Source organism: Lysobacter sp. KACC 24251 (assembly GCF_057747755.1).
Map to the genome: position 1 here is coordinate 922,476 of NZ_CM173222.1, position 25,715 is coordinate 948,190.

General features: G+C 67.0%; 20 protein-coding genes and 1 riboswitch. Of the genes, 10 read left to right on the forward strand and 10 right to left on the reverse strand.

What is annotated here, in order from left to right:
- Positions 1-5: 5 nt before the first annotated feature.
- Positions 6-359: a zinc ribbon domain-containing protein YjdM gene (locus tag AC3ARF_RS04405; RefSeq protein WP_498930636.1), complete on the forward strand. Its 354-nt coding sequence runs from the start codon at positions 6-8 to the stop codon at positions 357-359.
- A gap of 116 nt (positions 360-475) precedes the next feature.
- Positions 476-2,440, forward strand: coding sequence for an autotransporter outer membrane beta-barrel domain-containing protein (locus AC3ARF_RS04410; RefSeq protein ID WP_498930638.1), 1,965 nt, complete (start codon positions 476-478; stop codon positions 2,438-2,440).
- A gap of 217 nt (positions 2,441-2,657) precedes the next feature.
- On the opposite strand, the gene AC3ARF_RS04415 is transcribed toward AC3ARF_RS04410, so the two are convergent.
- Both AC3ARF_RS04415 and AC3ARF_RS04420 read right to left on the reverse strand, forming a co-directional pair.
- Entirely contained in the window at positions 2,658-2,978 is a 321-nt protein-coding gene (locus tag AC3ARF_RS04415; protein WP_498930640.1) for a hypothetical protein, read from the reverse strand.
- Positions 2,979-3,078: 100 nt separating this feature from the next.
- Complete coding sequence (locus AC3ARF_RS04420; protein ID WP_498930642.1) at positions 3,079-4,452, reverse strand: vanadium-dependent haloperoxidase; 1,374 nt, start codon at positions 4,450-4,452, stop codon at positions 3,079-3,081.
- Positions 4,453-4,708: 256 nt separating this feature from the next.
- On the opposite strand from AC3ARF_RS04420, the gene AC3ARF_RS04425 reads away from it, so the two are divergent.
- Positions 4,709-5,191 carry a hypothetical protein gene (locus AC3ARF_RS04425; RefSeq protein ID WP_498930643.1) on the forward strand — a complete coding sequence of 161 codons (483 nt, stop codon included), beginning with the start codon at positions 4,709-4,711 and terminating at the stop codon, positions 5,189-5,191.
- A gap of 98 nt (positions 5,192-5,289) precedes the next feature.
- On the opposite strand, the gene AC3ARF_RS04430 is transcribed toward AC3ARF_RS04425, so the two are convergent.
- The gene (locus tag AC3ARF_RS04430; RefSeq protein ID WP_498930645.1) at positions 5,290-5,733 is read right to left on the reverse strand and encodes a DNA-binding protein; all 444 of its coding nucleotides are present in this window, start codon (positions 5,731-5,733) and stop codon (positions 5,290-5,292) included.
- Between the two features lie 666 nt (positions 5,734-6,399).
- Between AC3ARF_RS04430 and AC3ARF_RS04435 the strand changes: the two genes are divergently transcribed.
- The 4 genes from AC3ARF_RS04435 to AC3ARF_RS04450 all read left to right on the forward strand — a co-directional run bounded on the left by AC3ARF_RS04435 (position 6,400) and on the right by AC3ARF_RS04450 (position 8,796).
- Entirely contained in the window at positions 6,400-7,122 is a 723-nt protein-coding gene (locus tag AC3ARF_RS04435; RefSeq protein ID WP_498930646.1) for a phospholipase D family protein, read from the forward strand.
- Between the two features lie 8 nt (positions 7,123-7,130).
- Positions 7,131-7,997 carry a restriction endonuclease gene (locus AC3ARF_RS04440; RefSeq protein ID WP_498930648.1) on the forward strand — a complete coding sequence of 289 codons (867 nt, stop codon included), beginning with the start codon at positions 7,131-7,133 and terminating at the stop codon, positions 7,995-7,997.
- Positions 7,998-8,056: 59 nt separating this feature from the next.
- Positions 8,057-8,353 (forward strand): putative quinol monooxygenase, encoded by a 297-nt coding sequence (locus AC3ARF_RS04445; RefSeq protein ID WP_498930650.1) that lies wholly within the window; start codon positions 8,057-8,059, stop codon positions 8,351-8,353.
- 65 nt (positions 8,354-8,418) lie between these two features.
- Complete coding sequence (locus tag AC3ARF_RS04450; protein WP_498930652.1) at positions 8,419-8,796, forward strand: PH domain-containing protein; 378 nt, start codon at positions 8,419-8,421, stop codon at positions 8,794-8,796.
- A gap of 91 nt (positions 8,797-8,887) precedes the next feature.
- Here the strand turns inward: AC3ARF_RS04450 and AC3ARF_RS04455 are convergent, their stop codons facing one another.
- Complete coding sequence (locus tag AC3ARF_RS04455; RefSeq protein WP_498930654.1) at positions 8,888-9,358, reverse strand: fasciclin domain-containing protein; 471 nt, start codon at positions 9,356-9,358, stop codon at positions 8,888-8,890.
- A 316-nt stretch (positions 9,359-9,674) separates the two neighbouring features.
- Between AC3ARF_RS04455 and AC3ARF_RS04460 the strand changes: the two genes are divergently transcribed.
- Together AC3ARF_RS04460 and AC3ARF_RS04465 are read left to right on the forward strand one after the other, a co-directional pair.
- Positions 9,675-10,109: a DUF1810 domain-containing protein gene (locus tag AC3ARF_RS04460; RefSeq protein ID WP_498930656.1), complete on the forward strand. Its 435-nt coding sequence runs from the start codon at positions 9,675-9,677 to the stop codon at positions 10,107-10,109.
- 180 nt (positions 10,110-10,289) lie between these two features.
- A complete protein-coding gene (locus AC3ARF_RS04465; protein WP_498930658.1) occupies positions 10,290-10,583 on the forward strand; it encodes a hypothetical protein in 294 nt (97 codons plus the stop codon).
- A 68-nt stretch (positions 10,584-10,651) separates the two neighbouring features.
- Here AC3ARF_RS04465 and AC3ARF_RS04470 read toward each other — a convergent pair whose 3' ends face one another.
- A complete protein-coding gene (locus tag AC3ARF_RS04470; protein ID WP_498930660.1) occupies positions 10,652-11,254 on the reverse strand; it encodes a hypothetical protein in 603 nt (200 codons plus the stop codon).
- 125 nt (positions 11,255-11,379) lie between these two features.
- Between AC3ARF_RS04470 and AC3ARF_RS04475 the strand changes: the two genes are divergently transcribed.
- Positions 11,380-12,588, forward strand: coding sequence for an NAD(P)/FAD-dependent oxidoreductase (locus AC3ARF_RS04475; protein ID WP_498930662.1), 1,209 nt, complete (start codon positions 11,380-11,382; stop codon positions 12,586-12,588).
- 52 nt (positions 12,589-12,640) lie between these two features.
- Here the strand turns inward: AC3ARF_RS04475 and htpG are convergent, their stop codons facing one another.
- The 5 genes from htpG to AC3ARF_RS04500 form a co-directional block, all read right to left on the reverse strand.
- A complete protein-coding gene (htpG, locus tag AC3ARF_RS04480; RefSeq protein ID WP_498930664.1) occupies positions 12,641-14,545 on the reverse strand; it encodes a molecular chaperone HtpG in 1,905 nt (634 codons plus the stop codon).
- Between the two features lie 179 nt (positions 14,546-14,724).
- On the reverse strand, positions 14,725-17,610 hold the full coding sequence (gcvP, locus tag AC3ARF_RS04485) for an aminomethyl-transferring glycine dehydrogenase (RefSeq protein WP_498930666.1): 2,886 nt from the start codon (positions 17,608-17,610) through the stop codon (positions 14,725-14,727).
- Between the two features lie 39 nt (positions 17,611-17,649).
- Positions 17,650-17,758, reverse strand: a riboswitch (glycine riboswitch).
- 93 nt (positions 17,759-17,851) lie between these two features.
- Positions 17,852-18,517, reverse strand: a complete 666-nt coding sequence (locus tag AC3ARF_RS04490) for a sensor histidine kinase (RefSeq protein ID WP_498930668.1) — start codon at positions 18,515-18,517, stop codon at positions 17,852-17,854.
- A gap of 13 nt (positions 18,518-18,530) precedes the next feature.
- On the reverse strand, positions 18,531-20,246 hold the full coding sequence (locus AC3ARF_RS04495; protein WP_498930670.1) for a response regulator: 1,716 nt from the start codon (positions 20,244-20,246) through the stop codon (positions 18,531-18,533).
- Positions 20,231-25,603 (reverse strand): HAMP domain-containing protein, encoded by a 5,373-nt coding sequence (locus AC3ARF_RS04500; RefSeq protein ID WP_498930672.1) that lies wholly within the window; start codon positions 25,601-25,603, stop codon positions 20,231-20,233. The genes AC3ARF_RS04495 and AC3ARF_RS04500 overlap by 16 nt, the downstream gene beginning before the upstream one ends.
- Between the last annotated feature and the right edge of the window lie 112 nt (positions 25,604-25,715).

Sequence of the window (25,715 nt, forward strand, 5' to 3'; positions counted from 1 at the left end):
GCGCCATGCCCACGCTTCCCCCATGCCCGCAGTGCGCCATGGAGAACACCTTCCCGGACGGCGACAACTTCGTGTGCGCCGACTGCGGCCACGAGTGGCCCATGGCGGATGCCGCGGGTGGCACGGCGGCCGCCAACGAGGACGACGCCGTGGTCAAGGACGCCAACGGCACCGTGCTCGCCGATGGCGACGCGGTGGTGCTGGTCAAGGACCTCAAGGTGAAGGGCTCCTCGATCACCCTCAAGCAGGGCACCAAGGTCAAGAGCATCCGCCTGGTCGGCAGTGGCGACCACGAAGTGGACTGCCGCATGGACGCCGGCAATTTCATGCTGAAGGCGTGCTACCTGAAGAAGGTCTAGGAAACCCATTCCAGGGCAGTGGGCGAGGCATCACCCGACCGGGGGTGGCAGCTCCCGCGGCTCGCTGACGTTGGCTTTCCATACAGGGGGCGTCTCGACTGCAGGAGCCGCGTCCCATGGCCAAGACCCCCGTTGAAGCAGGCCGTCACCTGGCAACGCCGCGCCGCGCGCTGCGTACCGCTGCCCTCCGCGCAGCGCCCCTGATTGCACTCGTGGCACTGTCGGGCTGCGGCGGAGGTGGGGGCGACAACCTCGTGGTGACCTCGCCACCGCCGGCTTCGCCGCCACCCGGTTCGCCGCCGCCCCCGCCGCCCCCGCCCCCACCATCGCCCCCCGAGTACACGCTCACGGGCAATGTCGTGGTCAACACGGAAGGCACCGAGGAACTCAGGAACGCGCGCACTACCGGTTCCCTCACCAAGGAGGGTTCGGGCCGCCTGAACCTGCTGGAGTACAGCCGCTTTGACGCGGGTACCTTCATCAACGCCGGCTCGGTGCACGTCATTGGCGACCTGCGCAGCAACGTGACGATCCAACCGGGCGCGGAACTGGTGGGTTACGTCACCTTCATTGGCAACATCCACAACGCCGGTACGTTCAGCACGCTTACCTGCGGTCCCTGGGACTACTGCTCGTCGGTGGAGATCCGCGGCAACTACAGCCAGACGCAAGATGCGAAGCTCCGCGTGCAGCTCGGTTCGGGAACCCCCTGGAAGGTGACGGTCGATGGCATGGCAACCTTGTCGGGGGGCACCCTCGAGTTCTTCGTCGACCCCAACGGTGGCTATATCGGCACCGCGCCATACCGGGAATACATCCTGTTCACCGAGCTGGGACTGAGCGGCACCTTCGACCGCTGGACCTCCCCGGGGTTGTTCCTCGAAGGCCAACTCGTATATTTCCCCGGCAGCGTGGTGTTTGACGTGACCCGCGTGCCGGTGGCAGCCGCCATGCAGGCGCAGGGCGTGGGCGACCCGGTGCTGTTGGGCACCGCCGGGCGCATCGACGGTGCCTTCCACGCCGCCGACCCGCTGGCCCGTACGCCTCGCGGCACGCTGCCACTGGCCCAGCAGCAGTTCTTCACCTCGGCGTCCGCCATCCAGCGCATCCGCGACGTGGACCAGGCAATCGGCATGCTCGACAGCCTCTCCGGTGAATCGCATTCGCTGACCACCGACGTGCTGCTGGACGAAGCCGGCCCGTCGCCGCTGCTGCAGGCGCGACTGGGCGCGCTGCAACACGGCCACGCGCCCGGTGCATGGTCGGGCAACATCCGGCAGGAGGGCGGCTTGCGCGGGGCATTTGCCGCCGGCAGTCAGTACACCGCTGCTTCCCTGCTTGCCGGTCACGACGCGCGCCTGGGGCCACGCTGGCTGCTGGGCAGCGCGGTGGGACAGACGTTGGGCCACCTGCAGTTCGACCGTGGTGGCGGACGCGCGCAGATCGAGACCCTTCCGATGGAACTGGCGCTGCTGCGCGAGGCCGGGCCGTCGTATGTCGCTGCCACCGCCAGCCACCGGCGGAGCCGCATCATCACTGACCGTCCCCTCGACGTGGCCGATGGACAGGTCCACCGCGCGTATTCACGGCGCGAGGCGCGCACCACGCACCTGCGGCTTGAAACCGGCAGGACGTGGGCGACGGACCAGGGCAGGTGGGTGCCGTTCGCCGCACTCGGCCATGACCGCATCCAGTCCGATGCGTTCGCCGAGCGGGGCAACACCGGCTTTGAACTGGCGGTCGCGGACGCCGCGCAGTGGCGGACGTATGCCGACGGGGGTGTGCGCTACCTGCGGCATTGGCCGGGTCGCACGGGCAACGGCTGGTTGCTGGACATCAGCGGCCATCGGCGCTCCGTGTTGGATGCGAGCGATGGCAGCCCGCAGGCGGCATTCACCGGCATGCCGGACGCGACGTTTGCGCTCGGTGATGGCGCGCTGGACCGTGACCAGACGCTGCTGACGCTACGTTTGCTGGGGCAGGGCGGCCGTAGTTGGTGGTGGTACGCCGACTATCGCGACGCACGTGGCGGGCTGCTGCCTGCCCGCTCGGGCCAGGTCGGGATCGTGGTGCCGTTCTGAACGGCCTCATCACCTGCGCATTACATTGGCGTGGGTAGCGTTTCCCCGTTTCCCGAGTCGAGATCGGCCATGGCCCACACCGGACACCACGCCCCCACCCCCTCTGCGGGGGCCCAGCGCGACGCACTGCGCTGGGAGCACAAGCGCACCCAGTCCCGCGCCCTGTGGGAGCGGGACAAGCACGCCGCCGACCATGCCTGGCCGGAGACCCTGCGACTCAAGTGGCCGAAGACGGCGGCGAAGCCTGCGTCTCGTGATACCACGCCGCCTGACACGCGGCCGACGCCTCCTCCCAAGAGAGGCGTGATCCGCCCTTGAGGCGTTCCCAGTCGGCGCGGAGCGCGTTCTCCGCGTCGGCCCAGCTCTTGCCTGCGTACTTGCCCGGCGCCTCGCGCCCGGCACGGTACGCGGGCGCGTAATCGTCGAAGTTGTAGCCCGCCTTGTAGTAGGGCGCCTGCGCCAGCGTCTCGCGCCAGTGCGCGTCCGGGTCGTCGGCGGGCTTGGTGGTGTGGGGGTTCTGCGGGGCCGGCGTGGTCATGGTGCCACCGTGTCATGGGGGGAGGTGTCCACCATCCCCCGGTGCACGTGCAGACACGGTGGAGGCGACGCCCGCAGGGCGCGGGCGTCGCGGTTGGCGCTCAGTCCACCGGCTGCAGGATGTTGGCGTACACGTACTCGGCGGTCATCGCCCCCTGCACTACGCCGGCTTGGCAGCCCTCGAGGAAGTGGATGCCCGCGTACACCCGCGAGCGGCCCACTTCACCGGCTGCGTGCGTCAGTGAGCGGAAGGTGCGGGTGATCGCCTTGGCTGGCACTCCGGACTGGCCCTCCGGCCACGCCTGGTTGGCGACCGGCAGCGCCGGTGCATTGATGGTGCGGGTGAACGGCGCATGGTTGGTGCCCAGCGCCAGCCGCAACGCGGTGGTCGCGCCGCCGGCCGCACTGGTGGAGCCGCACGGGTAGTCCGGGTAGGGCGGGTTGACGAGGAACGGCAGCCACGTCGGGTCGGCTTCGGTGTTGGGATTGCCGTCGTCGGCCCAGCGGATCGCGGTCAAGGGTCGCCAGAAGGCGTACTCGTACTTGCTCTCGGCATTGGCGATGCCGGCATCGGCCATGGACACACCCATCAACGCCAACGTGCGGGCCTGGTCCCAGGCATCCAGGTTGAACCCGGGCAGGATCAACCGGGCGTTGGCATGCCAGTCCACGCCGCCGTGGTACCAGAAGCGCGCGATGTCACTCTGCTCGGAGTCAGGCGCGCTGCCGCGCTTGCGCGCATCGCCCAGGTTGCGGACCTGGTTGTACTCGCTGGCATACGCATCGCTGGCCAGGTCGAAAATTTCGCCCGCGGGTACGCGGAACTCCGTGGCGCTGGGCACCACGAATGTGCGCGTTGCAGACCAGTGGTTGAACTGTGGCGCCGCCGAGCCGAACGGCACGGTCGATACGTAGATACCCGCCGCCGGTGCCGCGGAATACGCCGGTGTATGCGGCGAGCCGGAGCCGTCATTGAGCCGCGTGGTGAGGATCGCCGCTGCGGCGGCGCGGCCCGCAGCCACGCCGTGGTCCTCGGCGGTGCCGTCAGGGATGGCCGCCAGCGCCGCGGTATAGGCCGCCGCGACGGCGTCTCGGGCGGCGGTGTTGGCCGCCGGCACCACGCCAGCCAGACCGGCGTCATCGTCACCCAGCAGCGCATAGCGCGCGGCAGCGGCCACCGCCGCGTCCGCTGACGCACCGGCCGGCGCCGTCGGCACCGTGCTGTAGGTGTCGTAGCGGCGGTCGATTGAATTGAGCGCGTCGTGTACGGCGATCTGCACGATGGCCAGGCTGCGGAACTGCTGGTACGGACCGCCGAATGAACCGACGACCGGCGGGGTGCCGGCGATGCGGTTCCAGTCGAGGACGACGTCGGCATGGGCGTGGGGTGCCAGCGCAAGGAACAGCGCCGTGGCGACCAGGTTGACGCGCACCGCCCGCTTTGCGCGCGGGTGTACGGAAGGCTGGGCAGACATGCGAGCACACTCCTTTGTTGGACAGGGGCGCGGCGGCCAGCGGGGGCGGCCACTGCGTCTAGATTCAACGGACGGAATGGGAGCGCACGGACGGGGGCGCCCGATTGGGGGATGGCGCAACTCTGTTAAAGTGCGCCCGCTCCCGGCGGCCCCACGGTCCCGCCACCGAAGGACGCAACGGAGCACACCCCCGGCCGGACGGCCGAACCCGAGGCCCGGGTCGGGGTTACCCACATGGAAAACAACGGAGTGTTGAGTGAAACAGAACCTCATCAAGCTGGCGTTCGATGCCGAACGCCTGAACCGCCTCGACAGCGCCATCCAGACCGCGGAGAACGAACTGGCGGACCTGATCTCGCTGCCTGACGACGAGATCCAGGGCCTGCTGAAAATGGGCGGCAAGACCGAGCCCTTCTGCCGCAAGGTGATCGACGTAATGGCTGAGAACCCGACCGTGGTGCCCGCCAGCTTCGGTCTGGACGAAGCCCGCGCCGACGTCGCCGCGCTGGACGCCCTGCGCCCGCGCCTGCGCCGACTGCAGAAGCTGGTGCAGCGCGCGGAGGACACCCAGATCGCGCTGGGCAGCGACATCCACACCGCCGCCCTGGAGGGTTATGCCCTGCTCAAGGCCACCGGCCACAGCGAGGGCCTGGAGGCGATGCGCAAGGAGCTGGGCGCGCGCTGGAAGGGGCGTGGGCGCAGCGGCGAAGTGAACGCGCCGGCCGAAAGCCTGGCCTGATCCACCGGCCGGCGGCGGGGCCGACCACCAACGCTGTACAGCAACGGGCGGGGCCGCGAGGCTCCGCCCGTTGTTTTGCGGCTAGCAAACCGCAGAGCTCAGGTGTCCAGCAGCTCCGGCCGATGCAGCATCAGCCAGCGCTCCAGATGGAGGTACAGCGCCTGCGCCCGCGCCACGCACTGGTCGACCGCTGCGGCATCGACCAGGCCACCGCTGTCGTCCATCGCGTCGCGCTGGCGTCGCAAGGTCTCCAGCGTCATCCAGTCTTCCCACGACACGCGCAGCGTCAGCGGCAACGACTGGATCACTGTCTCGTGTTGCGCCGACGCATGCGGCGCCGAGTAGCCGGCTACGGCCAGACCGACCAGGGCGCACTGCACGATCGCCTTGAAGGCCAGGTCGTAGCGCGATTCGTCGCTGAGCACCGTCACCGCGGCATCGGCCAGGTTGCGCCGGGCCGCGGCCAGGAGCAGCTGCACCTCCGCCGCCGAGGTGACGTGCGGCTGCAGGCTGCCGGCACGCACCAGGTTGTCCAGTTTCATTGTCGCCCCCCCGGCCACAACGGTGTGTCGTCCCCAATGGCGGTGACGAAATGGTTGTCTTGGGCCCAACGCTAGCGGGGGCCAGCTGCGGCCATGAGGGGCTGACCTTGCGCTCGGTGGCGCCCAGACGCAAGGAAGATGCGATTCCAATGCCGGCTGACCTGGCGGGGATGCCCGGGCATTGAAATTCAATCCTCGCGCATTGCCCGAGGATCCTCGGGCATTGGAATTCAATGCTCCGGGATGGTCGGAGGGTCCGCGAGCATGGAGATCCCATGCGCCCGCATCGCCGCGGGGTGCCCGGGCTTGGTCGAACGGTCCTGCCGCATTGAAAACCAATGCGCGCGCATGGCCCCGGGATGCCGGGGCATCCAAATCCGATCCTCGCGCACACGGGCCCCATCCATGGTCGGGTACTGGCGGTGTTCTGGGGGTGCGCTGGTCAGCTGAGGCTTTTTCCGGCCGACCCCTGCAACCCCCTGTCGTATCCTCCCCAGCAGCAACGCGCATGCATAGGGGAGTCACGCGAGGGCGCCGGGTTGGGCGGCGAGCCGCCCAGCCTGCCTGTCTTGTGCAATCGGGTCGAAGGGGCACAACTTAGCTGTCGCTTTGCGTGCGGCGATTAAGGATTCCAATCGTGGATTGTTACGTTTGAGAGGTAGACACATGGCCAAGTTCCTAAACACCAGTGCGACCAACTACTTTCTGGAAGAACTGATCAAGGACGCGAAGGACAGGCTGATCCTGATCAGCCCGTATCTCAAGCTCAATGACCGGGTGAAGGAACTGCTGGCCGACAAGAACCGGCTCAAGATTGACGTGCGCATGGTGTACGGCAAGAGCGAACTGCAGCCGATGGAGATCAGCTGGCTGCGAGAGCAGACCTACATCCGCACCAGCTTCTGCAAGAACCTGCACGCCAAGTGCTACCTCAACGAGGAGCTGTGCATCATCACCAGCCTCAACCTCTACGAGTTCAGTCAGGTCAACAACAACGAGATGGGCATCCTCATCCGCCGTTCCGACGACGCGGAACTGTACCGGGAGGCGTACGAGGAAGCGCAGCGCATCATCCGCATCAGCGACGAGGTGCGTATTTCACTGGAGCGGGTCGAGACCAGTGAGCAAGCAGGGGCCCCAGCCGAGTCCGAGCACGATGGCAGCGGTGACGACGAGGAAACCGTCGGCAAGCTCACCACCTCCAAGCTCGCCAAGAAGCTGGGCCTGAAGACCGGTGACCTCTCCGAGAAGCTGACCAGCCAAGGCTATCTGGCACTCAAGTCCGGCAAACCCTACCTGACGGACAAGGGCAAGGAAGCCGGTGGCGAGTTCAGGATGAGCCCGCGTTTTGGCGGCTACTTTCTGTGGCCCGAGTCGCTGACGGTCTAGGTGCCGGTATGAGTCGCTCAGGGGGCAGGACACGCTACGCTCGCAGACCCGTCCGCAACCGGCACGACGACGTACTGGCGCGGATTGATCCACTGGAGTTTGAACGCCTGATGGCCGACTACTTCCGTCGGCAGGGCTACACCGTGGAGCACGTTGGAACCGGAGGTCGCGGTAGCCGCTACGACGGTGGCATCGATCTGAAGCTGTACCGCGATGGCGAGTACACGGTGGTGCAGTGCAAGCGCGAGAACGCGTACCAGGTCACCCACAACGTGATGCATGAGTTGTTGGGCGTGATGCTGACCGAACGCGCGACCAAGGCCATCGTCGTCAATACCGGCGAGTTCACCAACGCGGCATGGCAGAAGGCCGCCCATGAGCCGCGTGTGCAACTGGTGGATGGGAACCGTCTGCGGGAGATGCTGGCGTCGGAGCCGGGGCTCGCTCCGAAGCCCGAGCCGATCCCGCCAAAGCTGTGGGGTGGGGAACTCCCGGCAAATGATCTCGTCCTGCCGCCGAGGGGGACCGTCGAGGTCGGTCGTAAGCCGCCAACCTTCAAGCTCGACGGTGAACTCGTGAAGCTTGTGCTGTGCATCGTCGCGCTGCTTGCACTGTGGCAATGCTCTCGACGGGTATCTGATCTGATCCGACCGTCGGGATCGACGGTGGAGCGCAGGCAGGACGCGCGCCAAGTCGCGCCCTCGCCCCGGCCATTACCCACGCCCATGCCTACCATGCCCGCCCGGCCGGTCGTTGCAGAACCGCACACTCCGCCTGCCATTCGCCCAGAGCCAACCCCCGAGGAAATACGCAGGCAACAACGGCGCGCGGACGAGGCGATGAAGGTCATTGAGGCCACTACGCCGGAAATGTAGTGGCGCTCAAGGTGGTGCAATCCGCTTCTTTCAGGCAGTTGAGCATTTCGGAGGGATTTATGAGCGAGATCGTCGTGTTGGTCAGTTACACCGCACTTCCCGGGCAAGTGGAGGTCGCCAGCCAAGCCCTCGCCGCGTTGGTTGCCACGGTGCTTTCATCCGAGCCGGAGTGTGCGGGCATCACTCTGCTCCAGAGCGCCAGTGACGCAACCCGCTTCACGCTGGTCGAGCGCTGGCCCAGCCAAGAAGTCTTCCTGGGTCCCCATATGCAGCAACCGCACATCCAATCCTTCATCCAGTCGGCCGGCGCGTTCCTGGCGGGGCCACCTGACATCTCGTTCTGGCACGCCAGTTGACGTTCTCGGGAACCGTGGCGCCAGTCGCGCCTGACCACCACCCACCTCCAATAGGAACCAGACGCATGGGACTTCTCGACGGCCTCCTTGGCAACGCCTCCAAGATCGACCCGGCCAAGATCCAGGAAGAATTCGCGCGCATCCTCGCCCCCGGCGAGAAGGTCGAGCACGCCTACAAGCTGATCCGCGACTACTTCGTCTTCACCGACAAGCGCTTCGTCATGGTCGGCAAGGAAGGCATCACCGGCAGCAAGACCGAGTACCACTCCATCCCGTACCGCAGCATCACCCACTTCAGCATCGAGACCGGCGGCACCTTTGACCTCGATGCCGAATTGAAGATTTGGGTGAGCAGCACGGCCGCGCCGATCCAGAAGCAGTTCAACAAGCACCTGAGCATCTACGAGGTGCAGAGCGTGCTGGCCTCGTACGTGCTGCGCTGAGCGCGGTCCACGCGCCGCACACAACAAAACGGCGGGGCCAATGGCCCCGCCGTGGACGTCTCACTTCAGGCAACCCTGCCTTGGGCAAGTGTTACTGCTTGGTCGGAATATTGACCGTGTCGATGCCGTGAATGAGGCCGTTGCGTGACGCGATGTCGGCCGCTGTGACCTGCGCGCCGCCGATGTTGACGCGGCGATCAACCAGTTTGATCGGGGCGCTCTGGCCATTGACCATCTTGGCCTGCTCCCACTTGCCCAGGTCGGCAGCGGTCTTGCGGCCGCGGATGACGTGGTAGTTGAGCAGCGAAACCAGCTCTTCCTTGTTTTCCGGCTTCAGCAGCGTGTCGAGCTTGCCGGCGGGCAGCTTGTCAAAAGCCGCGTCGGTGGGCGCGAACACGGTAAAGGGGCCCTCGCCGCGCAGGACGTCGGTCATCCCCGCCTGTTGCACGGCCCTGCCGAAGGTCTTGAACGAGCCGTTGGCAGCGGCGGTGTCGATCAGGTCGAGGGTGCTGGGGGTGCGGGCAGTGCTGGTGCCGCTCGGGGTAGTGTTGATGCTGTTCATGGAATTTGTGCCTTGAGTGCGATCCGCAGGATGCGGAATCGGGAACGGCCGAAGCCGTGACCCCTGCAGGGTGCAGGGGTGCGAGGCTCAGTGCGGTTTGGGAAGGGAGAGTGCTGCGCGGCTGAGTGGCCGTTACGACCTTGCGTCGTAGTGCAAGGACACCATGCGCCTTATGTTGTTAGTTCGATGTAACGCAGCCGTGACGATGGCTCGCATTGGTGCGCGCGGCCTGGCTGCGTGGGGTCCCGGCTTCATGGCCGGGTAACGGCGGCCCCGGAAGAGTGGCGTCACCGCACGAAGAGCCATTCGTTCCGCCATGAGCCACGACCCCGACCTGCAGCGCTTTGTGGACGCCCAGCGCGATACGTACGAGACCGCGTTGCGCGAATTGCGCGAGGGACGCAAACGCACGCACTGGATGTGGTTCGTGCTGCCGCAGCTGCGTGGACTTGGGCGCAGCGCGATGGCCGAACGCTATGGTCTCGCCGATGCGGACGAGGCGCGGGCGTACCTTGCACATCCGGTGCTGGGCCCACGCTTGCTGGAGTGCGTCAGGGCGATGCTTCACCATCGCACGGAAACAGCCGAGGACATCCTCGGTGGCGTCGATGGGATGAAGTTCCGTTCGTGCATGACCCTGTTCATGGCGGTGGCACCCCAGGTTCCCGAATTTGAACAGGCGTTACGCCAGTTCCATGGTGGCGAGCGCGACCCGCACACCATGCGACTGCTGCAACCTTCGGCTGAATAGCCGTCTGCAAAGATGAACCCAAAAAATCGTTAAGACAACGTGGGGTGGCAGTGCGTGTTCATATCACCCGTTGTTTGCGCGCGCCTGCGTAACTTGGTTCGCGTCGCCGCGAAGGGCATTGGCCCCAACCGCAGCGCCCCTGTCCGGTTACGGACGAAGTTGCATAAGGAGTATGACCCGATGAAGCAGAACACCTACACCGAGCATTTCCAGAAGACCTACAACAACACGCCTTACTACCGTAAGGACATGGCGTGGGACGACTATGAGCCGGCCTACCGCTATGCGGAGAGCAGCTACAACACGCGTTCGGGCCGCACCTTCGACCAGATCGAGGGCGATCTGGAGCGCGGCTGGGACAAGGCCCGTGCCAACTCCCGCCTGGCCTGGAACGAGGCCAAGGAAGCCGTTCGCGATGGCTGGCACATGCTGGAGCGCGCGATGCCGGGCGACGCCGACCGCGACGGTCGCTGATCTCCTGCAAAACCGCCCATGAAGAAAGGCGCCTCTGAGGCGCCTTTCTTCTTTTGCATCGCTGCGGATCAGATCATCTTGCTGCGGGCCTGCTCAGCGCGCGAGGCGCCAATCGCGGTCTCCACCTGCTTGACCTCTTCCGGCGGCGGCAGCACGGCGGGCATGCCGAGGCTGTCGATCCACAGTTCGCGCAGCCAGCCGGCCGAGTGATAGAGGTGGTGGTCTTCTTCCTGCTCCACTTCCTCGTGTGCGGCGCGCAGCACCTTCCCGTCCTCGCCCGTGGCCTTCTTGCCGACGCGACCCAGCAGCTCCCAGTTGCTGTGGTCCTTGGTCTCGGCCATCACCACGCACTCGCAGGCCACCAGTTCAGCGGCACCCTTGGAGGCCTTGGCCTTGGCCAATTCCATCGCCTGCACCAGCGACTTGCCGGTGTGCGCGACCACTTCACGGCCCGGGGTGGTGGCGTTGGGGTCCAGGCGGAAATGCTCGAACAGGCGCAGCACCACTTCCTGGTGGTGGCGGGTCTGGTCCAGGTATTCCTTCCATTCCTTCTTCAGGTCGTCGTTGACGGCGCAGGAGATCGCAGTCTTGTACACCTGCTCGCCGCCCAGCTCCGTTTCCAGCATCTGGTACAGCAGCTCGTGCAGCTGCTTTTCTTCGTAGTGGGCCATGGGATTTGCCTCATCGTTGCGGGGGGGAGCCCCACAGTGGTCGACCGCGGGTGCAACACCCGTGAAATCGCGTTCGCATGTCCCTGTTTACGCTGAATGGATGTGCACCCACTCAACCAACGTTCATGGACCTTAAGAGCGGTTACCCCTTCTGGGCGGTGAAGAACGGGCTGATGCAATGTTTTCCGCCGCTGGGCGGGGATCTGCGCTGCGAAGTCGCCGTGCTGGGCGCGGGAATCACCGGGGCATTGATCGCCGACGAACTGTCGGCCCATGGCCATGACGTGGTCGTTCTGGAGCAGCGCGACGTGGCGTGGGGCAGTACGGCGGCCAGCACCGCGCTGCTGCAGTACGAGATCGACACGCACATGGTCGATCTGGCCAAGCAGTACGGGGAGGCGAACGCGGTGCTGGCCTACCACGCCTGCGCGGAAGCGATCGACCTGTTGCGCGACAAGGCGCGCGAGGTGCGCGACGTGGACTTCGCCGGCAACCACAGCCTGTATTTCGCCAGCCGCAAGCGCCACGCGCGCGATCTCCGTGCGGAGTATGAACTGCGTCGTCGCCACGGTTTCGATGTGGAGTGGCTGGAACCGCAGGACGTGCGGGAGGCCTATGGGTTCGAGGCGCCCGGCGCGATCCTCAGCCGGCTGGCGGCGCGCGTGGATCCCTATCGCATGGCCTACCGCCTGCTGCACCGTGCGCAGGCGCGCGGCGTCGCCGTGCACGATCGCACCCGGGTCACGCGCATCCAGGTCCGCCCGCGGAGCGTGGTGCTGACCACCGGCGACGGCTGCACGGTGCATGCACAGCATCTCGTCGTGGCCACGGGCTATGCGGCGCAGGAACAACTGGGTCGACGCGTGGCCCGCAACCGCAGCAGCTACGCGTTCATCACCGATCCGATTCCCGAGGCGCAACTGGGTCCGTTGGCGGCCACGATGGTGTGGGAGTCCGCGCGGCCCTACCTGTACCTGCGCACCACCGGCGACGGACGCCTGCTGGTGGGCGGCGAGGACGATGCGGTGGACATCGCCGCACGCCGCGACGCACGGGTCGAGGGCAAGGCCGGGAAGCTCGCCAAGCGCGTGGCCGAGCTGTTTCCCCAGCTGCCCGTGGAGCCGGTGTTCTCGTGGGGTGGCACGTTCGCGGAAACCGCGGATGGGTTGCCGTACTTCGGGCCGCACCGGGACCACGGTTCGCGCGTGCTGTTCGCCATGGCCTACGGCGGCAATGGCATCACCTACTCGATGATGGGGGCCGGCCTGCTGCGCGCGCTGATCGAGCGGCGGCCGCATCCGCTGCAGCAGTTGTTCTCGTTCGAACGCGGGTGAGTATGCGGCGGGCGAGGGCCTCGCCCGCCGCAGACGCGTCCGTGGCGCCCCCTTACGGCACCAGCAGGCGGTTCACCCGCTGGATGAACGCGGCCGGATCGTCCAGCGCGTTGCCTTCCGCCAGTTGCGCCTGCTCCAGCAGCAGCAACGCCAGGTCCTCGCGGCCGATGCCATCCTGTTCGCCTTCCAGCCGCTTCAGCAGCGGATGGCCGGGGTTGATCTCCAGCACCGGCTTGCTGATTGGCACCGGCTGGCCTGCCGCGCGCAGCAGCTGCTGCAGGTGCAGGGAGACGTCGTACTCCTCCAGCACCACGCAGGCCGGGGAGTCGGTCAGGCGCGTGGACACGCGCACGTCCTTCACCCGGTCGCCCAGCAGGCCCTTGACGGCCTCCACCAGCGGCGCGGCGGCCTTGGCGTCGGCCTCGCGCTTCTCCTTGTCCTGCTGGCTGTCCAGGTCGCCCAGGTCGAGGTCGCCCTTGCCGACGTGGCGAAGCGGCTTGCCGGCGTACTCGTGCAGGTGGCCAATGGCCCAGTCGTCGATGCGCTCGTGCAGCAGCAGCACCTCTATGCCGCGGGCGCGCAGGGCTTCCAGCTGTGGGCTGTTGCGCGCGGCGTTCCAGCCGTCGGCGGTGAGGTAGTAGATCGCCTTCTGACCGGCCTGCATGCGTTCGACATAGGCATCCAGCGAAGTCGTGTCATCCGCCTTCTCGCTGCGGGTGGACGCGAAACGCAGCAGCTTGGCGATGCGCTCGCGGTTGCCGTGGTCCTCGGCCAGGCCTTCCTTCAGCACGTTGCCGAACTCACGCCAGAAGCCCAGGTACTTGTCGACTTCGTCCCGCGCCACCTTGTCCAGCAGGTCCAGCGTGCGCTTGACCAGCGCGGTCTTCAGCTTGTCCAGCTGGCGGTTGCCCTGCAGCAGCTCGCGCGAGACGTTGAGCGGCAGGTCGTCCGAGTCCAGCACGCCGTGCACGAAGCGCAGGTAGGCCGGCAGCATCTGCTCGGCGGCGTCCATGATGAAGACGCGCTTGACGTACAGCTTGAGGCCGCGGCGCTCGTCGCGGTTGTACTGGAAGTCGAACGGCGCCTTGCTGGGCAGGTACACCAGCGAGGTGAAGTTCTGGTTGCCTTCCACCCGGTTGTGGGTCCACGCCAGCGCCTCGTTGAAGTCGTGGCTGATGTGCTTGTAGAAGGCCTGGTAGTCGGCGTCGCTCAGTTCGGCCTTGGGGCGGGTCCACAGGGCGGAGGCCTGGTTTACGACTTCCGGCGCGGCGGCGTCTTCGGCCGGGGTTTCACCATCGGCTGCCTCGTCCTTGCCCCACTGCTGCTTGGGCATGCGGATCGGGAAGCCGATGTGATCGGAATAGCGGCGCACCAGCTCGCGCAGGCGCCAGCCGTCCAGGTACTCGTCCTCGCCGTCCTTGAGGTGCAGGGTGACGGTGGTGCCGCGTGCGGTGCTGTCCGCGGGTTCCAGCGCGAACTCGCCTTCGCCGCTGGACGTCCAGCGCCAGGCCTCCTCGGCGCCGGCGCGGCGGCTTTCCACCACCACCTTGTCGGCCACCACGAACGCGGAGTAGAAGCCAACGCCGAACTGGCCGATCAGCTGCGCGTCGGCTTTCTGCTGCGCCGACAGTGCCTCGATGAACTTGCGGGTGCCCGAGCGGGCAATGGTGCCGAGGTTGCCGATCAGCTCGTCGCGGCTCATGCCGATGCCGCTGTCGCGCAAGGTGAGCGTGCGCGCGTCCTTGTCCCAGCTGATGTCGATGGCCAGCTCGGGCTGGTCGCCGTACAGGCTGGCGTCCTGCAGGGCTTCGAAGCGCAGCTTGTCGCAGGCGTCGGCGGCGTTGGAGACCAGCTCGCGCAGGAACACGTCCTTGTTGGAATACAGGGAGTGGGTGACCAGGTGCAGGACTTGCTGGACCTCGGCCTGGAAGCGGTGGGTTTCGGTCTGTGTGGTCATGGCCTTGGGGGCATGGGGTGGGAACTGGGCGTCAATCTGGGTGCCCGGCGGCGGTTTTCAAGCGGGAATCGGCCCCTACCCGCGCGTGGCGCGGGTTGGGCGGCGCGCGCCGCGAGGGGGCGCCAGAAAGCAGAAGCCCCGCACGGGGCGGGGCTTCTGGAGTGTTGCGGTGCGGTGGCTTACGCCTCCACGTCTTCCTTGTATGCATCCACCGGGATGCACGCGCACATGACGTTCTTGTCGCCGTACACGTTGTCCACGCGCGACACCGGCGGCCAGTACTTTTGCTGCTTCAGCGTGGCCAGCGGGAACACGGCGGCCTCGCGGCTGTAGCCGTGGGTCCACTCGGCGCCCATCACCATGGTGGCGGTGTGCGGGGCGTTCTTCAGCGGATTGTCCTCGGGGTCGAGCTTGCCGGCTTCGACCGCGGCGATCTCCTCGCGGATCTGGATCATCGCGTCGATGAAGCGGTCCAGCTCGTACTGCGATTCGCTCTCGGTCGGCTCCACCATCAGCGTGCCCGACACCGGGAAGCTCAGGGTGGGGGCGTGGAAGCCGAAGTCGATCAGGCGCTTGGCCACGTCCTCGGCACCGATGCCGGTGGCGTCCTTCAGCGGACGCAGGTCGAGGATGCACTCATGCGCCACCAGCCCGTTGCGGCCGGTGTACAGCGTCTTGTAGTGCGGGGCCAGGCGCTTGGCGATGTAGTTGGCGTTGAGCAGGGCGACCTGGGTGGCCTTGCGCAGGCCCTGGCTGCCCATCATGGTCACGTACATCCAGCTGATCGGCAGGATGCTGGCGCTGCCGAAGGTGGCGGCCGACACCATCGCGCCGTTGCCCACGCCTTCGGTGCGCGCGCCGTCGGTGCCGAATGCCTTGGGCAGGTACGGGGCAAGGTGCGACTTCACCGCGCACGGGCCGACGCCTGGGCCGCCGCCGCCGTGCGGGATGCAGAAGGTCTTGTGCAGGTTGAGGTGCGACACGTCCGAGCCCCACTTGCCGGGCTTGGCCACGCCGACCAGCGCGTTCATGTTGGCGCCGTCGGTGTACACCTGGCCGCCGTGGTCATGCACGATCTTGCAGATCTCGACCACGTCCTCCTCGAACACGCCGTGCGTGGATGGGTAGGTCATCATGATCGCGGCGAGGCGGTCGCTGTACTTCTCGGCCTTGGCGCGGATGTCCTCGACGTCGACGTTGCCGTTGCTGTCGCACTTGGTGACCACCACGGTCATGCCGCACATCTGCGCGGACGCCGGGTTGGTCCCGTGCGCCGATTCCGGGATCAGGCAGATGTCGCGCTGGGTCTGGCCGTTGGCCTGGTGGTAGGCGCGGATGGCCAGCAGGCCGGCGTATTCGCCCTGCGCGCCGGAGTTGGGCTGCAGGCTGACGGCGTCATAGCCGGTGCACTCCACCAGCATCTTCTCCAGGCCGTCGATCAGCTCGAAGTAGCCCTGAGTCTGCTCGGCCGGGGCCAGCGGATGGATGTTGCCGAACTCGGGCCACGTCACCGGGATCATCTCGGCCGTGGCGTTGAGCTTCATGGTGCACGAGCCCAGCGGGATCATCGTGCGGTCCATCGCCAGGTCCTTGTCCGCCAGCGAACGCAGGTAGCGCAGCAGCTCGTGCTCGCTGTGGTGCGTGTTGAAAACCGGGTGGGTCAGGAACGCGCTGGTGCGCAGCAGGCCGCTCGGCAGCTCGTCGGCGGTGTTGGCGTCCAGCACGTCGATGTCGGCCACGTTGGCGCCGAACAGGCCGGCGATGGCGATGACGTCATCGCGCGTGGTGGTCTCGTCCAGGCTGATGCCCACGCTGTTGCCGTCGATGCGGCGCAGGTTGATGCGCGCGGCCTTGGCCTTGGCGTGGATGGCCTCGGCGTCGACGCCCAGCACGTGCAGGGTGTCGAAGAAGTCCGGGCCCACCGTCACGCCGGCAAAGCGCAGCGCGCCGGCCAGGATGCTGGCCAGGCGGTGGGTGCGACGGGCGATGCGGGTCAGGCCTTCCGGACCGTGGTACACGGCGTACATCGAGGCCATCACCGCCAGCAGCACCTGCGCGGTGCAGATGTTGGACGTGGCCTTCTCGCGGCGGATGTGCTGCTCGCGGGTCTGCAGGGTCAGGCGGTAGGCCGGCTTGCCCTCGGTGTCCACCGACACGCCGATCAGGCGGCCCGGCATGGAGCGCTTGTAGGCGTCGCGGCAGGCCATGAACGCGGCGTGCGGGCCGCCGAAACCGAACGGCACGCCGAAACGCTGGGTGTTGCCGACCACGATGTCGGCGCCCCATTCGCCCGGCGCGGCGATCAGGGTCAGCGCCAGGATGTCGGTGGCCACGGCGACCAGGCCGCCGCGGGCGTGCACGGCATCGGCCAGCGCCTTGTAGTCGTTGATCTGGCCGAAGGTGTTGGGGTACTGCAGCAGCACGCCGAACGCGTCGGTGGTGATGGCGTCGGCGTCGTCACCGATGACCAGCTCGATCTCCAGCGGCTCGGCGCGGGTCTTCAGCACTTCCAGCGTCTGCGGGTGCACGCCGTTGGAGACGAAGAACACGTTGGACTTGCTCTTGCACGAGCGCTTGGCCAGCGTCATCGCCTCGGCGGCCGCGGTGGCTTCGTCCAGCAGCGAGGCGTTGGCGATCTCCATGCCCGTCAGGTCGGCGCACATGGTCTGGAAGTTGATCAGCGCCTCCATGCGGCCCTGCGAGATCTCGGCCTGGTACGGCGTGTAGGCCGTGTACCACGCGGGGTTCTCCAGCACGTTGCGCAGGATGACGTTGGGGGTGTGGGTGCCGTAGTAGCCCTGGCCGATGAAGCTGCGGAAGACCTGGTTCTTGTCGGCGACGGCGCGGATCTTGGCCAGCGCCTCGACTTCGGTCACGGCCTGCGGCAGGGCCAGCGGGGCGGCGGACTTGATGGACGCGGGGACGATGGCGTCGGTCAGCGCTTCCAGCGAGTCGTGGCCAACCACGGACAGCATGGTGGCGATTTCGGCGTCGTTGGGGCCGATGTGGCGCTCGATGAAGGCATCGTGGTGCTCAAGCGCGCGCAAGGAAATGTTGTGGCTCATGGAAGGGCGTCCGAAGGCATACGTGCGGTGCCGCACGCGAGGCGCCCCTCTGTCCTTTTGCCTGAGAGTTTGCAGCACCCGGGGGAGGGTAGAGACGCTGCTTGCACCTTCGGCGCCGGATTTGACCGGTCTCTCCAGAGTTGCTCGCACGGAGTGGTACGGGGGCCTGAGCGATTACGGGCGTTACGCCTTCGGCAGCGGTCTTAACCGCTTCTCCCACCGCGTGCATGGAGCCCGGCGATTATACCCCGGCGGGGACCGTGGGGAGTTCGAGGGCGAATTCGATTGCCTCATTGCCCTCCGTACGGCAGGTCAGGGTGCCGCCGTGGGCTTCCGCAATCGCACGCGCAATCGGCAGGGACAGGCCCAGGCCGCCGTCGCCGGGTTCGGGCCACGGGTGCAGCAGCAGCTGCTCGCAGTCAAGGTCGCCCGCGTTGCTGAACGGAATCAACCGGGACAGTCGCACGCGTCCCGGAGACGGCACGGTCACCCGCACGTCGGCTGGAAGGCCGGCGCCTTCGAACTGCTGGGTCAGCAGGATGCGCAGCAGCTGGCCCAGGCGCAGCGAGTCGCCCCGCACCACCGCGGACTCTGCCTCCGGGCTCACATGGACGACCGGCAGCGGCGCGCGCAGCCCGAAGGTCACGTTGGCCAGCAGCATCTGCAGTTCGTGCGGTTCCTGCCGGACGATCAGGCGGCCCTTTTCGGCCCGCATCCAGTCGCTGACCTCCTCGATCATGCGGCCCAGGCGCGTGCACTGGCGGTCCACCACGTCAAGCAGCTCGAGGCGGTCGGCCTCCGCGAGAGAGGGGTCACGCAGCAGTTTTGCGGCGGTACTGAGCGGTGAGAGTGGGCCTCGCAAGTCGTGGGCGAGCCGGTCCATCCAGGCAGAACGTTCGGGACTCATCAGCAGGGCAGGCTCATTCGGGCAGGGGTTGTCCTGCGAGGATGCGCCGGATGGCGTCAACGTCGGGTGGTTTCACCACGTGCGCTTCAAACCCGGCCTCGCGGGTGCGGGCGCGATCCTCGGGCTGGCCCCAGCCGGTGATGGCCACCAGCCGCAGCGCATCGCCATGGCGGTCGCGGAGTGCGCGGGCCACGTCGTAACCACTGCGGCCCGGCATGCCGATGTCGAGGAAGGCGAGGGTGGGCGCGTAATTTTCCACCGTGGCTTCGACTTCCTGCGGGTCGTACATCGCGATGGCGTCCTGCCCAAGCACGCGCAGCATCATCGCCAGCGTATCGGCGGAGTCGCGATTGTCGTCGACCACGAGGACGCGGTGGCGGGGCAGACGCGCGGGGGAGGGCGGAGTGACGGTTTCGCTGGGCGTTGCCGTGGTGCACAACGGCAGGCGCACCTCGAAGGTGGTGCCCTTTCCGGGGCCGGGGCTGGTGACACTGACGTGGCCACCGTGCATTTCGGTCAGTTGCCGCACCAGAGTCAGGCCGATGCCGAGACCGCCGCGGGTACGCTCGACGCCGGTGTCGACCTGGCGGAACAGCTCGAACACGGTGTCGAGCTGGTCGGCGCTCAGGCCGATGCCCTGGTCACTGATGCGCACCACCGCGGTATCGCCCTCGCGACGGACGTCGAGGTGGATCTCGCCACCCGGGTCGGAGTACTTGGCGGCGTTGTTGAGCACGTTGGCGAACACCTGGGCCAGGCGCTCGGGGTCGGCGTGCAGCGGAAGTACATCCTTGGGCAGTGAGGACGTGAAGTGGTGGTGGCCCGTCTCGATGGCAGGCGTGGCGATCTCGATCGCGGTGGCCAGAACGTCGGCGAGAGCGGTGTCCCGCAGGCGCAGCACCAGCTTGCCGCGGGTGACGCGCGCCACGTCCAGCAGGTCGTCGATCAGGCGCACCAGGTGGTGCATCTGGCGTTCCATCGTGTCCTGCAGGGGGTCGGCGCGGCCGTCCAGCCCGATGCGGCGGATCGACAGCGCGTTCTGCAGCGGCGCCAGCGGGTTGCGCAGTTCATGGGCCAGGGTCGCAAGGAACTCGTCCTTGCGCTGGTCCGCATCGCGCAACTGCTGTTCCATGCGTTGGCGCTCGGCCACTTCGACCTGGAGCTCGGCGTTCCGCGCCGCCAAGGCCTCGTTGGCTTCGCGCAACGACTGGTTGAGCGCCTCCAACTGTGCGGCCTTCTCGCGTTGCAGGGCCTGGTTGTCAGCGGCCAGGCTCTCGTTGAGCGCCTGCAGCTCGCGCCGCTTGCGGTGCAGTTCGGCCAGCACCTCGACCTTGCTGCGCAGGATCTCCGGGATCACCGGCACCATCACGTAGTCGACGGCGCCGAGCTTGTAGCCGCGCAGGCGGTCCATGTCGGTGACGTTGACCGCGGTGACGAAGATGATCGGTGTCTTCTCGAAGCGCGGGTGCTGGTGGATCAGGCTGGCCGTCTCGAAGCCGTCCATTTCGGGCATGTTGACGTCGAGCAGGATGACGGCGAAGTCGTCGTCCATGAGGCGCTTCAACGCCTCCATGCCCGAGCTGACCGATACCAGCGTCTCGTTGAGTGGCTCCAGGATGGCGCGGTACGTGAGCAGGCGTCCCGGCTGGTCATCGACCAGCAGGATCTTCACCGGCGCCTGCGGGGCGTCGGTGCCCGGGGGCCCGGCCAGGCTCAGCGATGCAGCCATTGCCGCAGCACTCCCAACAGCTGGTCGGTGACGACGGGCTTGGCGAGGTAGTCGGACGCACCGGCTTCCAGGCACTTCTCGCGGTCGCCGGACATCGCCTTGGCCGTCAATGCCACGATGGGCAACGCACGCAGGTCGGGGTTGCGCCGGATCGCGCGCATCGTCTCGTACCCGTCCATGCCGGGCATCATGATGTCCATCAGCACCAGGTCGATGTCGCCCTCGCTGGTGACCTTCTCGATGGCCTCCTGGCCGTTGCCGGCGCTGACCACATGCATGCCGTGGCGCTCCAGCACGCTGGACAGGGCGAAGATGTTGCGCACGTCATCGTCCACCACCAGCACGCGCTTGTCGGTCAGCGCTTCGTCCGACTCGTGCAGGCGCTGCACCATCTTCTGCTTGCCTGGCGGCAGGTCGGCGATGACGCGGTGCAGGAACAGCGCTGTCTCGTCCAGCAGGCGCTCGGGCGACTCCACACCCTTGATCACCACGCTGCGCGCGGCCTTGCGCAGGCGGCGGTCCTCGTCGGCGGTCAGGTCCTTGCCGGTGAACACGACGATGGGCAGATCCTGCAGTTCGGCTCTGGCCTGGATGCGGTCGATGAGCTCGAAGCCGTCCATGTCAGGCAGGCGCAGGTCAAGAACGGCGCAGTCGTAGGCGTCTTGGGCGAGCTGCTCGAGCGCCTCGGTACCGGTGCCGACGGTGGTGACTGCGATGTCGTCGTGGCGGACCAGCTCCTCGATGCTCATTCGCTCGCCCGCGTCGTCTTCCACGACCAGCAACTTCTTGACCCGAGGCAAGGTGAACTGGCGGATGCGCTCCAGCGCCGCGCTGATGGTATCCGGGGTCGCCGGCTTGGCGAGGTAGGAGAATGCGCCGCGCTCGATGCCCTGGTGGCGCTCTTCCTCCACCGTGACGATCTGCACCGGGATGTGACGCGTGCTGGAGTCCTGCTTGAGCTTGGCGAGCACTGTCCAGCCGAGCATGTCCGGCAGGAAGATGTCGAGCGAGATCGCGGTGGGGCGGTAGTCGCGCACCAGTTGCAGCGCCTCTGCGCCGGTGTGGGCCACCAGCACACGGAATCCGTTGGTTCGCGCGAGGTCGCGCAGCACGGTCGCGTAGCGGGTGTCGTCCTCCACGATGAGCAGCGTGGGCTCACCCTGGGTGACGAACTCGCGGTCGTCGGGCACGGCCTCGCGCGGCGGAGCGGGCGGCAGTTCCGGCATGGGCGACATGGCCTGTGCGCTGGCCGCGCGCACGCTGTGGGTGTGGTCGGCGCCCACGTACTTGAGCGGCAAGTACAGGGTGAAGGTGCTGCCTTCGCCCACCTTGCTGGACAGGGTCAGCTCGCCGCCGAGCAGGCCGGCGATCTCGCGGCTGATCGCCAAGCCCAGCCCGGTGCCGCCGTACTTGCGGGACGTACCGGCGTCGGCCTGCTGGAAAGCCTCGAACACGATCTTCTGCTTCTCGGGCGAGATGCCGATGCCGGTGTCGGTGACCTCGAACGCCACCACCATCGGCACCTGCGACAGCACGTCGTGGTCGGGGTGCCAGCCGCGCTTGGCCGGGAAGACGCGCAGCCGGACGCTGCCCTGTTCGGTGAACTTGAAGGCATTGGACAGCAGGTTCTTCAGGATCTGCTGCAGGCGCTTGGGATCGGTACTGAGCGAGTTGCCCAGCGCCGGGTCGACTTCCACGCTGAAATCGAGCTGGCGACGCTCCGCTTCATGGCGGAAGCCGCGCACCAGGTTCTCGCGCAGGTGGGTGAAGCGCAGTTCCTCGCTTTCGACTGTGACGGTGCCCGATTCGATCTTGGACAGGTCGAGGATGTCGCTGATCAGGTGCAGCAGGTCGGTACCCGCAGCGTGGATGGTCTTGGCGAACTCGATCTGGCGGTTGCTGAGGTTGCTTTCCGGGTTCTCCGCCAGTTGCTGGCCGAGGATCAGGATCGAGTTGAGCGGCGTGCGCAGCTCGTGCGACATGTTGGCGAGGAACTCGGACTTGTAGCGCGAGGTGAGCGCCAGCTCCGCGGCCTTTTCTTCCAGCGCGCGTCGGGCCTGCTCGATCTGCAGGTTCTTCTGTTCCACCTCGGCCTTCTGCTCGGCGAGCAGGGTGGCCTTGAGCGCGATTTCCTCGTTGGTCTGTTGCAGCTCGGTCTGCTGCGACTGCAGTTCCTTGGCCAGCTGTTGCGACTGGGACAACAGGTGCTCGGTCCGCATCGTCGCTTCGATGGTGTTGAGCACGATGCCGATACTGCCGGAGAGCTGCTCGAGGAAGGCGCGTTGCGAGCGGGTGAACTCGCCCAGCGAGGCCAGTTCCAGCACCGCCTTGACCTGGTCTTCGAACAGCACCGGCAACACGATCACGCTGCGTGGCACTGCGTTGAGCAGCCCGGATTCGATCTGCACCGTGCCCGGCGGAACGTCCTCCACCAGGATCAGGCGGCCCTCGGCGGCGCACTGGCCGATCAGGCCCTCGCCGATGCGCAGCGTGCGCTGCGTGGGCGACGTGGCGGCGTCCGCGTAGCCCGCGAGCTGGCGCAGGTAGGGAGCGTGCGTGCCGCCGTCGCCTTCCACCACGTACATCACGCCCTGCTGGGCGTTGACCAGCGGCGCCAGTTCCGAGAGCAGCATGCGTCCCAGCGTGATCATGTCGCGCTGGCCCTGCATCATGTCGCTGAAACGGGCGAGGTTGGACTTCAACCAGTCCTGTTCACGACCACTCTCAGTGGTGGCGCGCAGGGTGCCGATCATCAGGTTCATGTTGTCCTTCAGGTCGGACAACTCGCCACGCACGTCGACCGTGATCGAACGGGTGAGGTCGCCTTGGGTCACCGCGGTGGCAACCTCCGCGATCGCGCGCACCTGCGTGGTGAGATTGGCCGCCAGCTGGTTGACGTTGGCGGTCAGGTCCTTCCAGATGCCGGCGGTGCCGGGCACGTTGGCCTGGCCGCCCAGGCGGCCTTCCACGCCCACCTCGCGTGCCACCGACGTCACCTGGTCGGCGAAGATCGCCAGCGTGTCGGTCATGGAGTTGATGGTGTCGGCCAGCGCGGCGATTTCGCCCTTGGCCTCCACGGTCAGCTTCTGGTGCAGGTCACCGTTGGCCACCGCGGTCACCACCTTGGCGATGCCGCGCACCTGGGTGGTGAGGTTGGTGGCCATGGAGTTGACGTTGTCGGTCAGGTCCTTCCAGGTGCCCGCGACGCCCGGGACGCGGGCCTGGCCGCCGAGCTTGCCCTCGGTGCCCACCTCGCGCGCCACGCGCGTCACTTCCGCGGCGAAGCCGTTGAGCTGGTCCACCATGGTGTTGAGGGTGTTCTTAAGCTCGAGGATTTCGCCCTTCGCGTCCACCGCGATCTTGCGCGACAGGTCGCCCTTGGCCACCGCGGTGGCCACCTCGGCGATGTTGCGCACCTGGGTGGTGAGGTTGGACGCCATCGAGTTGACGTTGTCGGTGAGGTCGCGCCAGGTACCCGCCGCGCCTGGCACCTCGGCCTGGCCGCCCAGCTTGCCCTCGGTGCCGACCTCGCGCGCCACGCGTGTCACTTCCGACGCGAAGCCATTGAGCTGGTCCACCATGGTGTTGATGGTGTCCTTCAGCGCGAGGATCTCACCCTTGACGTCCACGCCGATCTTGCGCGACAGGTCGCCCTTCGCCACCGCGGTGGTCACCTCGGCGATGTTGCGGACCTGCGCTGTGAGGTTGGAGGCCATCTGGTTGACCGAGTCGGTCAAGTCCTTCCAGGTGCCGGCCACGCCGGGCACTTCGGCCTGGCCGCCCAGCCGCCCTTCGGTACCCACCTCGCGCGCCACGCGCGTGACTTCGGAGGCAAAGCCGTTGAGCTGGTCCACCAGCATGTTGATGGTGGCCTTGAGCTCCTGGATCTCGCCGCGCACGTCGACGGTGATCTTGCGCGACAGGTCGCCCTTGGCCACCGCGGTGGTGACCTCGGCGATCGCGCGAACCTGGGTGGTGAGGTTGGAGGCCATGGCGTTGACCGAGTCGGTCAGGTCCTTCCATGTACCGTCCACGCCCGGCACCACCGCCTGGCCGCCCAGACGGCCTTCGGTGCCCACTTCGCGTGCCACGCGGGTCACTTCCGCGGCGAAGCCGTTGAGCTGGTCCACCATGGTGTTGATGGTGTTCTTCAACTCCAGGATCTCGCCACGCACGTCCACGGTGATCTTGCGCGACAGGTCGCCCTTCGCCACCGCGGTGGTCACGTCGGCGATGTTGCGCACCTGCAGGGTGAGGTTGGACGCCATCGAGTTCACGTGGTCGGTCAGGTCCTTCCACGTGCCGGCGACGTCGGGTACCTGCGCCTGGCCGCCGAGGCGACCCTCCGTGCCCACTTCGCGCGCCACGCGCGTCACTTCCGAGGCAAAGCCGTTGAGCTGGTCCACCATGGTGTTGATGGTGTCCTTGAGCTCCAGGATCTCCCCGCGCACGTCCACGGTGATCTTGCGCGAGAGGTCGCCCTTCGCTACGGCGGTGGTCACCTCGGCGATGTTGCGGACCTGGCTGGTCAGGTTGGACGCCATTGCGTTGACCGAGTCGGTCAGGTCTTTCCAGGTGCCGGCAACGCCGGGCACGATGGCCTGGCCGCCCAGCTTGCCCTCGGTACCGACCTCGCGGGCGACGCGTGTCACTTCCGAGGCGAAGCCGCGCAACTGGTCCACCATCGTGTTGATGGCTTCCTTCAGCTGCAGGATCTCACCGCGCACGTCCACGGTGATCTTGCGCGACAGGTCGCCGTTAGCCACGGCGATGGTGACCTCGGCGATGTTGCGCACCTGGCCGGTCAGATTGGATGCCATCTGGTTGACCGAGTCGGTGAGCTCACGCCACACGCCCGATACGCCCTTGACCTTGGCTTGCCCGCCCAGCAGGCCGGCGGTACCCACCTCCAGCGCCACGCGCGTGACCTCGGAGCTGAACTCGCCCATCTGGTCGATCATGCGGTTGACGATGGTGGCCGAACGCAGGAATTCGCCCTGCAAGGGGCGACCATTGGATTCCAGCGGCACGGTGCGGGTCAGGTCGCCCTTGGCGACGCCCGCGATGGCCTCGGTGATGGTCTCCACCGGGCGCAGCAGGTCATCGACCAGTTCGTTGACCGAATGTTCCATGCCACCCCACGCGCCTTCCCGGTGGTGCAGGGCGATGCGCTGGCGGGTCTGGCCTTCGCGGCCCACCTTCTGGCCGACGCGATCCAGTTCGGTGGCCAGGCGACGGTTGGCCAAGGCGATGTCGTTGAAGGCTTCCGCCAGCTTGCCTTCGATGCCGTCCCAGTGGGCGGGCAATTGCACCGAGAAATCACCGCGCCTTACCGCCTGCATGGCGGCGAGGATCATCGGCAGCGGATCCTGGGGAGTTTTGGCGGGAGCTCGGGGCCGCGTTGCGCGGCGGGGTGTGGCGGTTTGAGTCACAAACGTCCCCTGGAAAACGCTTTTGTTCAGGTAGGTG

Excerpts from the sequence above, each read along its gene's own strand:
- AC3ARF_RS04495 (WP_498930670.1), bottom strand. The coding sequence starts at position 20,246 with ATGGCTGCATCGCTGAGCCTGGCCGGGCCCCCGGGCACCGACGCCCCG.
- AC3ARF_RS04420 (WP_498930642.1), bottom strand. The coding sequence starts at position 4,452 with ATGTCTGCCCAGCCTTCCGTACACCCGCGCGCAAAGCGGGCGGTGCGC.
- AC3ARF_RS04500 (WP_498930672.1), bottom strand. The coding sequence starts at position 25,603 with ATGATCCTCGCCGCCATGCAGGCGGTAAGGCGCGGTGATTTCTCGGTG.
- AC3ARF_RS04440 (WP_498930648.1), top strand. The coding sequence starts at position 7,131 with ATGAGTCGCTCAGGGGGCAGGACACGCTACGCTCGCAGACCCGTCCGC.
- AC3ARF_RS04435 (WP_498930646.1), top strand. The coding sequence starts at position 6,400 with ATGGCCAAGTTCCTAAACACCAGTGCGACCAACTACTTTCTGGAAGAA.
- AC3ARF_RS04470 (WP_498930660.1), bottom strand. The coding sequence starts at position 11,254 with ATGGCCCACTACGAAGAAAAGCAGCTGCACGAGCTGCTGTACCAGATG.
- htpG (WP_498930664.1), bottom strand. The coding sequence starts at position 14,545 with ATGACCACACAGACCGAAACCCACCGCTTCCAGGCCGAGGTCCAGCAA.
- AC3ARF_RS04410 (WP_498930638.1), top strand. The coding sequence starts at position 476 with ATGGCCAAGACCCCCGTTGAAGCAGGCCGTCACCTGGCAACGCCGCGC.
- gcvP (WP_498930666.1), bottom strand. The coding sequence starts at position 17,610 with ATGAGCCACAACATTTCCTTGCGCGCGCTTGAGCACCACGATGCCTTC.
- AC3ARF_RS04405 (WP_498930636.1), top strand. The coding sequence starts at position 6 with ATGCCCACGCTTCCCCCATGCCCGCAGTGCGCCATGGAGAACACCTTC.
- AC3ARF_RS04455 (WP_498930654.1), bottom strand. The coding sequence starts at position 9,358 with ATGAACAGCATCAACACTACCCCGAGCGGCACCAGCACTGCCCGCACC.
- AC3ARF_RS04475 (WP_498930662.1), top strand. The coding sequence starts at position 11,380 with ATGGACCTTAAGAGCGGTTACCCCTTCTGGGCGGTGAAGAACGGGCTG.
- AC3ARF_RS04490 (WP_498930668.1), bottom strand. The coding sequence starts at position 18,517 with ATGAGTCCCGAACGTTCTGCCTGGATGGACCGGCTCGCCCACGACTTG.
- AC3ARF_RS04450 (WP_498930652.1), top strand. The coding sequence starts at position 8,419 with ATGGGACTTCTCGACGGCCTCCTTGGCAACGCCTCCAAGATCGACCCG.
- AC3ARF_RS04460 (WP_498930656.1), top strand. The coding sequence starts at position 9,675 with ATGAGCCACGACCCCGACCTGCAGCGCTTTGTGGACGCCCAGCGCGAT.
- AC3ARF_RS04430 (WP_498930645.1), bottom strand. The coding sequence starts at position 5,733 with ATGAAACTGGACAACCTGGTGCGTGCCGGCAGCCTGCAGCCGCACGTC.
- AC3ARF_RS04465 (WP_498930658.1), top strand. The coding sequence starts at position 10,290 with ATGAAGCAGAACACCTACACCGAGCATTTCCAGAAGACCTACAACAAC.
- AC3ARF_RS04445 (WP_498930650.1), top strand. The coding sequence starts at position 8,057 with ATGAGCGAGATCGTCGTGTTGGTCAGTTACACCGCACTTCCCGGGCAA.
- AC3ARF_RS04415 (WP_498930640.1), bottom strand. The coding sequence starts at position 2,978 with ATGACCACGCCGGCCCCGCAGAACCCCCACACCACCAAGCCCGCCGAC.